Source organism: Streptomyces sp. Ag109_O5-10, assembly GCF_900105755.1.
GTDB lineage: Bacteria > Actinomycetota > Actinomycetes > Streptomycetales > Streptomycetaceae > Streptomyces.
The window spans coordinates 7,351,012-7,364,161 of the sequence record NZ_FNTQ01000001.1; the positions used below are offsets into that span (position 1 = coordinate 7,351,012).

The 13,150-nt window shown below is 71.6% G+C and carries 11 protein-coding genes; all 11 read left to right on the forward strand.

The genetic code is table 11. The features are described from left to right. Positions 1–260: 260 nt before the first annotated feature. The 11 genes from BLW82_RS33520 to BLW82_RS33570 all read left to right on the forward strand — a co-directional run bounded on the left by BLW82_RS33520 (position 261) and on the right by BLW82_RS33570 (position 13,146). A complete protein-coding gene (locus BLW82_RS33520; RefSeq protein WP_093504813.1) occupies positions 261–1,931 on the forward strand; it encodes a CTP synthase in 1,671 nt (556 codons plus the stop codon). An 85-nt stretch (positions 1,932–2,016) separates the two neighbouring features. Further along, positions 2,017–2,643 carry an NUDIX domain-containing protein gene (locus BLW82_RS33525; protein WP_093504815.1) on the forward strand — a complete coding sequence of 209 codons (627 nt, stop codon included), beginning with the start codon at positions 2,017–2,019 and terminating at the stop codon, positions 2,641–2,643. 174 nt (positions 2,644–2,817) lie between these two features. Further along, the gene (locus tag BLW82_RS33530; protein WP_093504817.1) at positions 2,818–4,893 is read left to right on the forward strand and encodes a tetratricopeptide repeat protein; all 2,076 of its coding nucleotides are present in this window, start codon (positions 2,818–2,820) and stop codon (positions 4,891–4,893) included. A 135-nt stretch (positions 4,894–5,028) separates the two neighbouring features. Next, on the forward strand, positions 5,029–6,153 hold the full coding sequence (ald, locus tag BLW82_RS33535; protein ID WP_093504819.1) for an alanine dehydrogenase: 1,125 nt from the start codon (positions 5,029–5,031) through the stop codon (positions 6,151–6,153). A gap of 405 nt (positions 6,154–6,558) precedes the next feature. After that, the gene (locus BLW82_RS33540) at positions 6,559–7,686 is read left to right on the forward strand and encodes a ParA family protein (RefSeq protein WP_093504821.1); all 1,128 of its coding nucleotides are present in this window, start codon (positions 6,559–6,561) and stop codon (positions 7,684–7,686) included. Further along, positions 7,671–8,261 (forward strand): hypothetical protein, encoded by a 591-nt coding sequence (locus BLW82_RS33545; protein WP_177233158.1) that lies wholly within the window; start codon positions 7,671–7,673, stop codon positions 8,259–8,261. The genes BLW82_RS33540 and BLW82_RS33545 overlap by 16 nt, the downstream gene beginning before the upstream one ends. A gap of 38 nt (positions 8,262–8,299) precedes the next feature. Next, on the forward strand, positions 8,300–9,403 hold the full coding sequence (locus BLW82_RS33550; protein ID WP_093504825.1) for a segregation and condensation protein A: 1,104 nt from the start codon (positions 8,300–8,302) through the stop codon (positions 9,401–9,403). Beyond that, a complete protein-coding gene (gene scpB / locus BLW82_RS33555; RefSeq protein ID WP_093504827.1) occupies positions 9,400–10,050 on the forward strand; it encodes an SMC-Scp complex subunit ScpB in 651 nt (216 codons plus the stop codon). The genes BLW82_RS33550 and scpB overlap by 4 nt, the downstream gene beginning before the upstream one ends. A gap of 11 nt (positions 10,051–10,061) precedes the next feature. Continuing rightward, positions 10,062–11,207, forward strand: a complete 1,146-nt coding sequence (locus BLW82_RS33560) for a pseudouridine synthase (RefSeq protein ID WP_093504829.1) — start codon at positions 10,062–10,064, stop codon at positions 11,205–11,207. A gap of 200 nt (positions 11,208–11,407) precedes the next feature. Beyond that, positions 11,408–12,127: an NUDIX hydrolase gene (locus tag BLW82_RS33565; RefSeq protein WP_093504831.1), complete on the forward strand. Its 720-nt coding sequence runs from the start codon at positions 11,408–11,410 to the stop codon at positions 12,125–12,127. Further along, positions 12,124–13,146, forward strand: coding sequence for an ADP-ribosylglycohydrolase family protein (locus tag BLW82_RS33570; RefSeq protein ID WP_093504832.1), 1,023 nt, complete (start codon positions 12,124–12,126; stop codon positions 13,144–13,146). Before BLW82_RS33565 ends, BLW82_RS33570 begins: the two co-directional genes overlap by 4 nt. The last annotated feature ends 4 nt before the right edge of the window (positions 13,147–13,150 follow it).

Consider the following 13,150-nt stretch of genomic DNA (forward strand, 5'->3'; position numbering starts at 1 on the left):
CTGCGTGCCGCTCCGGGCAACCTGCGTGGGCCGAACGGGTGAGCCCTGGGTGAAAAGCCGGTAAGGGAGGGGCCAGGTCCGTGCCGACGTGTGTACGGAGCGTGGCCGGAAGCCATGTCTCCGCGGCGCTGATACCCTGGTAGCCCGTGGACCGGTGGGCGTGAATCCCCCGAACCGCAGCGACGGCACCACCCCCGGAAACGCCCGGACGGCAGCCGTACCGCACGACAGACCGCGACCACGGGAGCCCCCTCTTGGCCATGCCGCCGAAATCTACGACGACCAAGCACATCTTCGTCACCGGGGGTGTCGCCTCCTCGCTCGGCAAGGGCCTGACGGCCTCCAGCCTGGGCATGCTGCTCAAGGCCCGGGGCCTGCGCGTCGTGATGCAGAAGCTCGACCCGTACCTGAACGTCGACCCGGGCACGATGAACCCCTTCCAGCACGGTGAGGTGTTCGTCACCAACGATGGTGCCGAGACCGACCTGGACATCGGCCACTACGAGCGTTTCCTTGACCGCGACCTGGACGGCTCCGCCAACGTCACCACGGGTCAGGTCTACTCGACGGTGATCGCCAAGGAGCGGCGCGGCGAGTACCTGGGCGACACGGTCCAGGTCATCCCGCACATCACCAACGAGATCAAGCACCGCATCCGCCGCATGGCCACCGACGAGGTCGACGTGGTCATCACCGAGGTCGGCGGCACGGTCGGCGACATCGAGTCGCTGCCGTTCCTGGAGACGGTCCGCCAGGTCCGGCACGAGGTCGGCCGGGACAACGTCTTCGTGGTGCACATCTCGCTCCTGCCGTACATCGGCCCGTCCGGCGAGCTGAAGACCAAGCCCACCCAGCACTCCGTGGCCGCCCTGCGCAACATCGGCATCCAGCCCGACGCGATCGTGCTGCGCTGCGACCGCGAGGTGCCCACCGCCATCAAGCGCAAGATCTCGCTGATGTGCGACGTCGACGAGGCCGCGGTCGTCGCCTGCCCGGACGCCCGCTCGATCTACGACATCCCGAAGACCGTGCACGGCGAGGGCCTGGACGCCTACGTGGTCCGCAAGCTGGACCTGCCGTTCCGCGACGTGGACTGGCGGACCTGGGACGACCTGCTCGACCGCGTCCACAACCCCGACCACGAGATCACCCTCGCGCTGGTCGGTAAGTACATCGACCTGCCCGACGCCTACCTCTCGGTCACCGAGGCGCTGCGCGCCGGCGGGTTCGCCAACAAGGCCCGCGTGAAGATCAAGTGGGTGACGTCGGACGACTGCAGGACCCCGGCGGGCGCCGCCGAGCAGCTCGCCGACGTCGACGGCATCTGCATCCCCGGCGGCTTCGGCGACCGCGGTGTCCTCGGCAAGGTCGGCGCCATCCGCTACGCCCGCGAGAACCGGATCCCGCTGCTCGGCCTCTGCCTGGGCCTGCAGTGCATCGTGATCGAGGCCGCCCGCAACCTGGCCGGCATCCCGGACGCCAACTCCACCGAGTTCGACTCCGCCACCGGTCACCCGGTCATCTCCACCATGGCCGAGCAGCTCGACATCGTGGCCGGCGAGGGCGACATGGGCGGCACCATGCGCCTCGGCATGTACCCGGCCAAGCTGGCCGAGGGTTCCATCGTGCGCGAGGTCTACGACGGCAAGGAGTACGTCGAGGAGCGCCACCGGCACCGCTACGAGGTGAACAACGCCTACCGCGCGGAGCTGGAGAAGAAGGCCGGCCTGCAGTTCTCCGGCACCTCCCCGGACGGCAAGCTCGTCGAGTACGTCGAGTACCCGCGCGACGTCCACCCCTACCTGGTCGCCACCCAGGCCCACCCGGAGCTGCGTTCGCGCCCGACCCGCCCGCACCCGCTCTTCGCGGGCCTGGTGAAGGCCGCGGTCGCCCGTCAGCAGGGCGCCGTCGAGCAGGAGAATGTGAAGTAACACACCGGTTGTACGGTGGCCGGGGTGCATACCTTCAAAGGTGCGCACCCCGGTTTTCTTCTCTGCACGTGGAAGGCGGCACGGCATGACGATCAGGGACATCCACGAGGAGTGGGAGATCCGGGCGACGGAGACCCCCTTCGTGGGCAACAAGACCTCGGTCCGCACGGACGAGGTGGTCATGCCAGACGGCTCGGTGGTCCGCCGCGACTACCAGGTCCACCCCGGCTCGGTCGCCGTCCTGGCCCTCGACGAGGAGGACCGGGTCCTGCTCATCCGCCAGTACCGGCACCCGGTCCGGCAGAAGCTCTGGGAGATCCCGGCCGGCCTGCTCGACGTCCCCGGCGAGAACCCGCTGCACGCCGCCCAGCGCGAGCTGTACGAGGAGGCACACGTCAAGGCGGGGGACTGGCGGGTGCTGACCGACCTGTACACCACCCCCGGCGGCTGCGACGAGGCGGTGCGAATCTTCCTCGCCCGGGACCTGGCCGAGGCCGAGGGGGAGCGCTTCGAGACCGAGCACGAGGAGATCGACCTGGAGTACGCGCGCGTGCCGGTCGACGAGCTGGTCCGCCTGATCCTCGCCGGCGACCTGCACAACAACTGCCTGGTGACGGGCGTCCTCTCGCTGGTCGCCGCCCGCACCGGCGACGGCCTCGACGCGCTGCGCCCGGCGGACGCGCCCTGGCCGGCCCGACCCTTCGAGTCCTGAACCCATCCTCCGGGTGTACCGGTGTGACCATCGCCTGATCCGATCGGGCGATGCGCCCGCCACGCTCTGCCGGGAACGTCCGCGCACGTGAACTAGGCTCGACGCGATTGAGCCGAAACGCCCGAACCGGAGCCCCGGCGGGCCTGCGTGTGCGGTGGGACGGGAGTGTGGCCCGTGACGGATCAGGCGGTGGACACAGGCGGCGTGCGGCGGTCGGCGCCCGCGGCCACGGACGACCGGTTCCTGGGCCGTACAAGGGAGTTGAAGGAACTGCGCGCCGACATCGAGCGCGCGGGCCTGGACACCATCGCCGGCCGCAAGACTCCCCGCGCCCGGGTCCTGCTGATCGCCGGCCGACCCGGCTCCGGCCGCACCGCCCTCGCCGCGGAACTGGTCCGGCAGGTCGCCGCCGGCTACCCCGACGGGGTACTGCGCGCCCGCCTCACCGAGCCCGACGGCACCCCGGTCCCCGTGGAGCGCACCGCCCGCGACCTCCTCACCGCCCTGCGACTGCCCACCCCGCCCGGCGCCGCTGCCGACGACCTCACCCACGCCCTGCGCACCGCCCTCGCGGGGCGCAGGGTGCTGCTGCTCCTCGACGACGCGCCCGGCGCCGAAGAGGTCGACGTCCTGCTCCCCGACAGCCCGGACTGCCTGGCCGTCGCGGTCTCCGGCGGCCCGCTCACCGGGATCTCGGACGTCCGCCCCTGCACCCTGGGCGGCCTCGACACCAAGTCGGCCGTGGAACTGCTCAGCCGCTACACCGGCGCGGTCCGCATCACCGTCGACCCCCGGTCCGCCGAGTCGCTGGTCGAGGTCTGCCAGGCGCAGCCCGCCGCGCTCGTCCTGGCCGGCGGCTGGCTCGCCGCCCGCCCCCAGGCGGCAGTCTCCGACCTGGCCAAACGGCTGCACGCGGAGCCGGACGACGGCACCGCGCTGGCCCGGGTCCTCCGGTTCGTGCACGACCAGCTACCGGACCGGTCCGCGCGGATACTGCGCCTGCTGTGCCTGGCCCCGGCCGGCCTGGTGGACCCGCACACCGCCTCCGCCCTGGCCGGCTGCACGATCGACACCGCCCGCACCACCCTGGACGAGCTGGTCCGGCAGGGCCTGCTGCACCCCGTGGGCTCCCTGTTCCCCCAGTACGAGGTCCCCGGCTGCCTGCACCCGCTCCTCCTGGTGCTGGCCGAGAGCCAGGAGCGGTCCGGCGAGCTCAAGCTGGCCCGCGCCCGGATGCTGGAGCGCACGGTACGGCTGCTGCAGTCCTGCCGGGCGATCACCGAGACCGACAACCCGCAGGCCCGCGAGAAGCTCCAGGCGCTGCCCCGCGAGCTGCGCTTCCCCACCCCCCGGGCCGCCGCCGACTGGCTGCGCGTCCGGCGTCCTGCCCTGCTGGCCGCCGCCCGCGCGGCGGTCGCCGACGGCGAGCTCGACACGCTGGCCCGCCGCCTGATGGCGCAGCTGGTCAAGGCCATGGTGGCGCACCTCGGCACCCAGGCCGCGGCCCCCGACCTGTACGGCATCCACGGGCTCGTCCTCGACGTCGCCCGGCGCCGGGACCTGCCCCGCGAGCAGGCCGCCGCGCTGCTGAACCTCGGCGACCTGGACGCGCAGACCGGGCGGACGGCGGACGCACTGGTGCGATATCGGTCTGCTTTGGATGCCGGACGCAGAGCAAACGACCCGTACGCGACCGGCCGCGCAATGGAATCCGTAGGTGGCACCTACCTGGAACGGGGGGACTACGACCGGGCCGCCGACTGGTTCGGCCGCGCCCTCGCCGAGCGCCTGGCCCGCGGCGACCGCGCCGAGGCGGCCCGGCTCTACGGCCGTATCGCCGGCGCGCACACCTACGCGGGCCGCTACGGCGAGGCGCTCCGGGCCTGGCGGGCGGCCGTTTCCGGCCACCGCAAGAGCGGTGACGTGCCCGCGCAGGCAAGGGCGTTGAGCGAGCTGGCCCGGGTCCAGGAGTACGCGGGACGGCCCGAGGAGTCGCTGCGCACCTGCCAGGAGGCGGTGGAGTGGGCGCGCCGCGCCGAGGACACCCGGCTCCAGGGCGCGCTCCAGCTGCGCCTCGCCGACACGCTGGAACGCCTCGGCGACTCCACCGCCGCGAGCCTGCACCGCTCGGCCGCCGAGCGCATGCTGGGGGAGGAGCCGCCGGACCTCTTCGGGGTCTCGGACTCCGACCCGGACCCGGAACACGGCGCTAACGCCTGCGAAATCCGTAGTGCTTCCGGCGAAGATTGATGCAATGAAAGGCTAGACAGTCGGAACACCTTCATTAAACTGGCTCTGCCGCCGGTTCTTCCGCGGTGTCTCCTGGTATGCCGACGCATGCCTGGTATGTGCATCTATGCCCCCACATCCTCTGAGCCAAGGACCGTGATCGACGTGAAGGTCGGCATCCCCCGCGAGGTCAAGAACAACGAGTTCCGGGTGGCCATCACCCCGGCCGGCGTGCACGAGCTGGTGCGCCACGGCCACCAGGTCGTCATCGAGCGCGGCGCGGGCCTCGGCTCGTCCATCCCGGACGACGAGTACACCGCCGCCGGCGCCACGATCCTGGACACCGCCGACGAGGTGTGGGCCACCGCCGACCTGCTGCTGAAGGTCAAGGAGCCGATCGCGGAGGAGTACCACTACCTCCGCAAGGACCAGACCCTCTTCACGTACCTGCACCTGGCCGCCTCCAAGGAATGCACGGACGCCCTTCTGGAGTCCGGCACCACGGCGATCGCCTACGAGACCGTCGAGCTGCCCAACCGTGCGCTGCCGCTGCTCGCGCCCATGTCCGAGGTCGCGGGCCGGCTCGCCCCGCAGGTCGGCGCCTACCACCTGATGCGCGCCGCGGGCGGCCGCGGCGTGCTGCCCGGCGGTGTCCCGGGCGTGCTGCCCGCGAAGGCCGTCGTCATCGGCGGCGGTGTCTCCGGCTGGAACGCCGTGCAGATCGCCATCGGCATGGGCTTCGACGTGACCCTGCTCGACCGCGACATCAACAAGCTGCGCGAGGCCGACCGGATCTTCGGCACCAAGGTCAAGGCCGTCATGTCCAACGCCTTCGAGCTGGAGAAGGCCTGCCTGGAGGCCGACCTCGTGGTCGGCGCGGTGCTCATCCCGGGCGCCAAGGCCCCGAAGCTCGTCACCAACGAGCTGGTCTCCCGCATGAAGCCGGGAAGTGTCCTTGTCGACATCGCGATCGACCAGGGCGGCTGCTTCGAGGACTCTCGCCCCACCACGCACGCCGAGCCGACCTTCAAGGTCCACGAGTCGGTCTTCTACTGCGTCGCCAACATGCCCGGCGCGGTGCCCAACACCTCCACCTACGCGCTCACCAACGCCACCCTCCCGTACATCGTCTCGCTCGCGGACAACGGCTGGGTCGAGGCGCTGCGCCGCGACGCCGCGCTCGCCAAGGGCCTCAACACGCATGACGGCAAGGTCGTCTACAGGGAGGTCGCCGAGGCGCACGGCCTGGAGCACGTCGACCTCGACACGCTCATCGGCTGAGCCGACCCGGACCGGCAAGTCACCTTTTCGTAAAGGCGATACGTCAACAAGCCGCGTCAATCGCGCACATCCGGCCGGACCTTGCCCGACAAGGTCCGGCCGGATGTGTGTATGGTCACTTTGCGACTTGCGGTCAACTCGCCTCGAACGTAACCCTTCGACCGATTCGCACACCGGTGAAACCTGCTGTGCGACGGCCGTACGCCCTTGACAGCGGGATGTTTCATTGCCGACACATCCTGCCGGGTCCGGCGGATTGTGTTGCTGCGAACACCCGACACGCCATAGAGTCGCCAACCGTCGGCATAGTGCCACGCTGACCTGTCTAGAAGTTTCCTGGTCACCAAGGAGGTAAGACGACTTGTGAATGAGTCGACATTTTCTCCCGGGGGTGGTCAACCAGGAATGCCGGTACGGGACCAGGGTCCCGCGGGGTTCGAGGCTGTCGGCTCCGTCGCGGTGCGTACCTTCGCAGCAGCCCGGACTCCGCTGACCACGCGGACAGCACACCAGAGCATGGATGGCCATCACGTGAACGCCATGGCCGGCGACGGAAGTGGCGCGCCCCACAACCAATTCGCCGACTACGACGAACTGCCCGAAGGGCACTTCTACGACCCCGACGCCGAGTACGAGCCCGATCCGGAGTACGCGGCCACGCTCGCGCCCGACGCGGCCCGCCAGCGCCGCGAGCGCGTCGGCCCGACCGGGCGTCCGCTCCCGTACTTCCCGATCCCGGGCCCGGTGACCAGTCACGGCCCCGCCACGATCATCGCGATGTGCAACCAGAAGGGCGGCGTCGGCAAGACCACGTCGACCATCAACCTGGGTGCCGCGCTCGCGGAGTACGGCCGCCGGGTGCTGCTCGTGGACTTCGACCCGCAGGGCGCGCTGTCGGTGGGTCTCGGCGTCAACCCGATGGAGCTCGACCTCACCGTCTACAACCTGCTCATGGAGCGGGGCATGGCGGCCGACGAGGTCCTCCTGAAGACCGCGGTCCCCAACATGGACCTGCTGCCCTCGAACATCGACCTGTCGGCCGCCGAGGTCCAGCTGGTCTCCGAGGTGGCCCGCGAGTCGACGCTGCAGCGCGCCCTGAAGCCGCTGCTGCCCGACTACGACTACATCGTGATCGACTGCCAGCCCTCGCTCGGCCTGCTCACGGTCAACGCGCTGACGGCCGCGCACAAGGTGATCGTGCCGCTCGAGTGCGAGTTCTTCGCCCTGCGCGGTGTCGCCCTGCTGACCGAGACCATCGAGAAGGTCCAGGAGCGGCTCAACCCGGAGCTGGAGCTCGACGGCATCCTCGCCACGATGTACGACTCGCGCACGGTCCACAGCCGTGAGGTGCTGGCCCGTGTGGTCGAGGCGTTCGACGACCACGTCTACCACACGGTCATCGGCCGCACGGTCCGCTTCCCGGAGACCACGGTCGCCGGTGAGCCGATCACCACGTACGCCTCCAACTCCGTCGGTGCCGCCGCCTATCGCCAGCTCGCCAGGGAGGTGCTCGCCCGGTGTCACGCCGAGTGAGTCTGCCCGGGGCCGACGAACTGTTCCGTACGACCGGGGGGATGGCGTTGCAGCCGTCCACGCCCAGGCGCCCGGTCAACGGCGAGGCCCGGGTGCCGGCTCCCGCGGGGGAGAGCGACGAGACGGCGGCCGCGGCCGCCGATGACGCGCCCCAGTCGGTGCCCGTGCAGGGTGGCGACGGGGAGGGCGCGGAGCACGTGGCGGCGGAGGCCGAGCCGGCCGACGCCGGGGAGTCCCGCAACCACGGGGCGGCCACGGTGGCGGCCGCGGCGCCGCGCCGGCAGGGGCCGCAGGAAGGTTCTGGCGCCGATGCCCAGGCCCAGCCGCGCAAGCGTGGGGGCAGGGCGCCCGCCCGGCGGCCCAGCGGGCGGGAGCGGCACGACGAGAAGATCACCGTGTACGTCTCCGCGGAGGAGCTGATGGACCTGGAGCACGCCCGTCTCGTGCTCCGGGGCGAGCACGGGCTGGCCGTGGACCGGGGCCGGATCGTCCGCGAGGCGGTCGCCGTGGTCCTGGCGGACCTGGAGTCCCGCGGGGACGCGAGCATCCTCGTACGACGGCTGCGGGGTCGGTAGTCGGCCGACTGGGCGGTAGGCGGTAGCCTGCGACGGCTATGACCTCGAACGACGTTCCCGCATCCGGCCCCGGCGCCGGGCGTAGGCGTGCGCTGGGGAGGGGGCCGGGGGTTTCGCCTCCGGCGCCGGAAGCGGTGCCGTCGGTGGACGAGGAGACGGTGCCGGCCGAGGTCGAGGCTCCGGCTGAGACCGGTGGGGCGTTGTCCCCACCCTCCCCCGCTCCCGACTCGGCTCGAGCGGAGGGACCCCCGCCGCCGAGCGGAACGCCTGCCCACGACGCGGGCGAGCCGCACGAGGAACCCGGAGCTCCAGAACCCGGGGAACAGCGCGACGGCGTCTTCAAAGTCCGGCTCGCCAACTTCGAGGGGCCCTTCGACCTGCTCCTCCAGCTGATCTCCAAGCACAAGCTGGACGTCACCGAGGTCGCGCTGTCCAAGGTGACCGACGAGTTCATGGCGCACATCCGGGCCATGGGGCCGGACTGGGACCTGGACCAGACGACCGAGTTCCTCGTCGTGGCCGCCACGCTGCTCGACCTGAAGGCCGCCCGGCTGCTGCCGGCCGCCGAGGTCGAGGACGAGGCCGACCTGGCGCTGCTGGAGGCGCGGGACCTTCTGTTCGCGCGGCTGCTGCAGTACCGGGCGTACAAACAGATCGCCGACATCTTCAACCGGCGCCTGGACGACGAGGCCCGCCGCTGGCCCCGTACGGTCGGCCTGGAACCGCATCTCGCCGAGCTGCTGCCCGAGGTCGTCATCAGCATCGGTCCCGAGGGGTTCGCCAAGCTCGCGGTCAAGGCGATGCAGCCCAGGCCCAAGCCGCAGGTGTACGTCGACCACATCCACGCCCCGCTGGTCAGCGTGCAGGAGCAGGCCGGGATCGTGGTGGCGCGGTTGCGGGAGCTGGGGGAGGCCAGCTTCCGGGTGCTCGTCGAGGACACCGACAACACGCTCACCGTCGTGGCCCGTTTCCTGGCGCTCCTGGAGCTGTACCGGGAGAAGGCCGTCGCCCTCGACCAGGAGACCGCGCTCGGGGACCTGATCGTGCGGTGGACCGGCGGGGACGCGGGGACCCAGCCGACGGTGACCGACGAGTTCGACCGGCCGCCCGAGCCGCCCAAGGCGGAGAAGGAGAAGGCGTGAGCGAGGAGACCGCGGAGCTGCCGGCGGGGCTGCGGCCCGTCGCCGAGCTCGACCTCAAGCCGGCCCTGGAGGCCGTCCTCATGGTCGTGGACGAGCCGGCCACCGTCGAGCACCTGTCCAAGCTCCTGGAGCGTCCGAAGCAGACGATCACGAAGGCGCTGCGGGCGCTGGCCGACGAGTACACCGCGCAGGGCCGCGGCTTCGAGCTGCGGTACGTGGCGGGGGGCTGGCGTTTCTACACGCGCGCCGCGTACGCGCCCGCCGTCGAGCGGCTGGTCCTGGAGGGGCAGACCGCCCGGCTGACCCAGGCCGCCCTGGAGACCCTCGCGGTCGTCGCGTACCGCCAGCCGGTGAGCCGCAGCCGGGTCTCCGTCGTCCGCGGGGTCAACTGCGACGGTGTGATGCGTACCCTGCTCCAGCGCGGTCTGGTCGAGGAGGCGGGCGCGGAACCCGAAACAGGTGCGATCCTGTACAGGACGACGAACTACTTCCTGGAGCGGATGGGCCTGCGCGGCCTGGACGAGCTCCCGGAGCTCGCGCCCTTCCTCCCGGAGGCGGAGGCGATCGAGGCCGAGACCCAGGAGGGCGTGCCGTCGTTCGATCCGGACGCACCCGATGCGCCGGACGCAGACGACGCAGACGACTAGACGGAAACTTGATGCGAAGCAGCAGCGGCAGGAACAGCAGCGGAAACAACGGCGGGAGCCGTGGTGGCAACAGCGGCGGCCGCGGCGGGAGCAGCGGTGGGCGTGGCGGGAGCAGCGGGGGGCGCGGTAACTACCGCGGCGCCGGGAACGCCCGCGACGACAAGCAGGGCACCGGCCGGCCGAAGAAGCCGCGCCCGGAGGAGCGGCGTTACGACGTAGGCCCGAGCGCCACCCAGGACGGCCCGAAGTCCGGCCGGGGCGCCTCGGCGCGCGGTGGCGCCAAGGGCGGCCCCAGGCAGGGCCAGAGCACCGGGCGCGGCCGTACGGCTCCGGCGAGCTCCCGTGAGTACGACGCCCGGGCCGAGGAGCGCAACCGCGAGCGGTACGCGGGCAAGAAGGACGTGAAGCTCCCCAAGACCTTCCCGGGCGCCGAGCAGGAGGGCGAGCGGCTGCAGAAGGTGCTCGCCCGCGCCGGCTACGGCTCCCGGCGCGCCTGCGAGGAGCTGATCGAGCAGGCCAGGGTCGAGGTCAACGGTGAGATCGTCCTGGAGCAGGGCAAGCGGGTCGACCCGGAGAAGGACGAGGTCCGCGTCGACGGGCTGACCGTCGCCACGCAGTCGTACCAGTTCTTCTCGCTGAACAAGCCGGCCGGTGTCGTCTCCACCATGGAGGACCCGGACGGGCGGCAGTGCCTCGGTGACTACGTCACCAACCGGGAGACCCGGCTCTTCCACGTGGGGCGCCTGGACACCGAGACCGAGGGCGTCATCCTGCTCACCAACCACGGCGAGCTGGCGCACCGGCTGACCCATCCCAAGTACGGCGTGAAGAAGACCTACCTCGCGCACATCGTCGGCCCGATCCCGCGCGACCTGGGCAAGAAGCTCAAGGACGGCATCCAGCTGGAGGACGGGTACGCGCGCGCGGACCACTTCCGGGTCGTCGAGCAGACCGGCAAGAACTACCTCGTCGAGGTCACCCTGCACGAGGGCCGCAAGCACATCGTGCGGCGCATGCTGGCGGAGGCCGGGTTCCCGGTCGACAAGCTGGTGCGGGTCGCCTTCGGGCCGATCACCCTCGGCGACCAGAAGTCGGGCTGGCTGCGCCGCCTGTCCAACACCGAGGTCGGGATGCTGATGAAGGAAGTCGACCTCTAGGCCCTTCCAGGGCCCGTACGACCCCCGCGAGGGGGCGTGTCCGGCTCTCCGACGGCCGGGCCCGGGTACTCCGGGCCCGGCCGTCGTCGTATCCGTGAACGGGGCTCCAACGGCCACTGAGGGCTTGCGCGACCCCCTCCCGCTCTTTATAGTCGTGGCGACTATTAGTCGTATCGATCATCGAGGGGGTGGACGGGCGCATGCAGGGCTACGACAAGTACGCCTTCGAACCCTTCGCCGTCACCGTCGACCTCGCCGTCCTCACCCTCCGCGCCGGCGCCCTGCACGTGCTGCTCGTCGAGCGCGGGCAGGAGCCGTACGCCGGACAGTGGGCACTGCCCGGCGGCTTCCTGCTGCCGCGGGAGTCGGCCGAGACGGCGGCCCGGCGGGAACTCGCCGAGGAGACCGGACTGTCGGACGTGTCCGGACTGCACCTGGAGCAGCTGCGGACCTACAGCGAGCCGGACCGCGACCCGCGGATGCGGGTCGTCTCCGTCGCCTTCACCGCCCTGCTGCCCGACGCCCCCGAGCCGCACGGCGGCGGCGACGCGGCCCAGGCGCGCTGGCTGCCGTACGACCCGGGCAGGACGCTCGCCTTCGACCACGAGCGGATCCTGGCCGACGCCCATGAACGGGTCGGCGCGAAGCTGGAGTACAGCTGCCTCGCCACCGCCTTCTGCCCGCCCGAGTTCACCCTCGGCGAGCTGCAGCACGTCTACGAGACCGTGTGGGGCGTCCCGCTGGACCGCCCCAATTTCCGCCGCAAGGTGCTCGCCACCCCCGGCTTCGTCGAACCCGTCCCCGGCGCCGCCCGGCTGACCGGCGGCCGCGGCAAACCCGCCGCCCTCTACCGCGCGGGCACCGCCACCGCGCTGCACCCGCCCCTGCTCCGCCCGTCCCGGGAAGGACGCCCCGCATGACCACGAACATCGGCGACAAGCGCGCCGCCACCGGCTCCCTGATCGGCCTCGCCCTCGGGGACGCGCTCGGCTTCCCCACCGAGTTCAACGACGTGCCCTCGATCCTCGCCAAGTCCGGGCCCTGGCAAAAGATGCAGCTGCCGAAGCGGGCCTTCGTCTCCGACGACACGCAGATGACCCTCGCCGTGGGACACGCGATGCGCACCGCCATGGACCGGGGAGTGCTCGCCCCCAAGCGGCTGGAGCGGCCGCTGCGCGAGGAGTTCGTGAACTGGTACCAGTCGCCCGAGAACAACCGGGCGCCCGGCCGGACCTGCCTGCGCGCCTGCAACCTCCTGAAGGACGAGGGGCGCGTCTGGCAGGACGCCAGCCAGATCGACTCCAAGGGCTGCGGTGCCAACATGCGGGTCGCCCCCGTCGGGCTCGCACCGGGCCTGAGCGACGAACAGCGCGCCGGGGCCGCCCAGTTGCAGGCCGGGCTCACCCACGGCCACCCCACCGCGCTGGCCGCCTCCGACCTCACCGCGCGGGCCGTGCACCTGCTCGCGCAGGGGGCCGAACCGGACGGGCTCGTCGGGCAGTTGCGGTCGTACGCCCGCGAGAACCGTGCCCGCTACCACCACACCTGGCTCGGCGACCTGTGGACGCGCAGCCAGGACGCGTCGCCGGAGTCGTTCATAGCGCGCGGCTGGGACGAGTGCCTGGAGGTCCTCGACCGCCTCCAGGAGGCCGTGCGGACCGCCTCGCCGGAGGCCGACCCGTGCCTGGCCACCGGCGCCGGCTGGATCGCCGAGGAGGCCCTGGCCACCGGGCTGCTCTGCTTCCTGCTCTTCCCCGGCGAGCCGCTGCTCGCGCTGCGCCGGGCCGCCTGTTCCTCCGGCGACTCGGACTCGATCGCCTGCCTGACCGGCGCGTTCGCCGGTGCCCGGCTGGGCGCTGAGGCCTGGCCGACGGAGTGGGCCGACCGGATCGAGTACGGGGGCGACCTGCTGACCCTGGGCGCGCTCTGGGACTCTTGAGCGC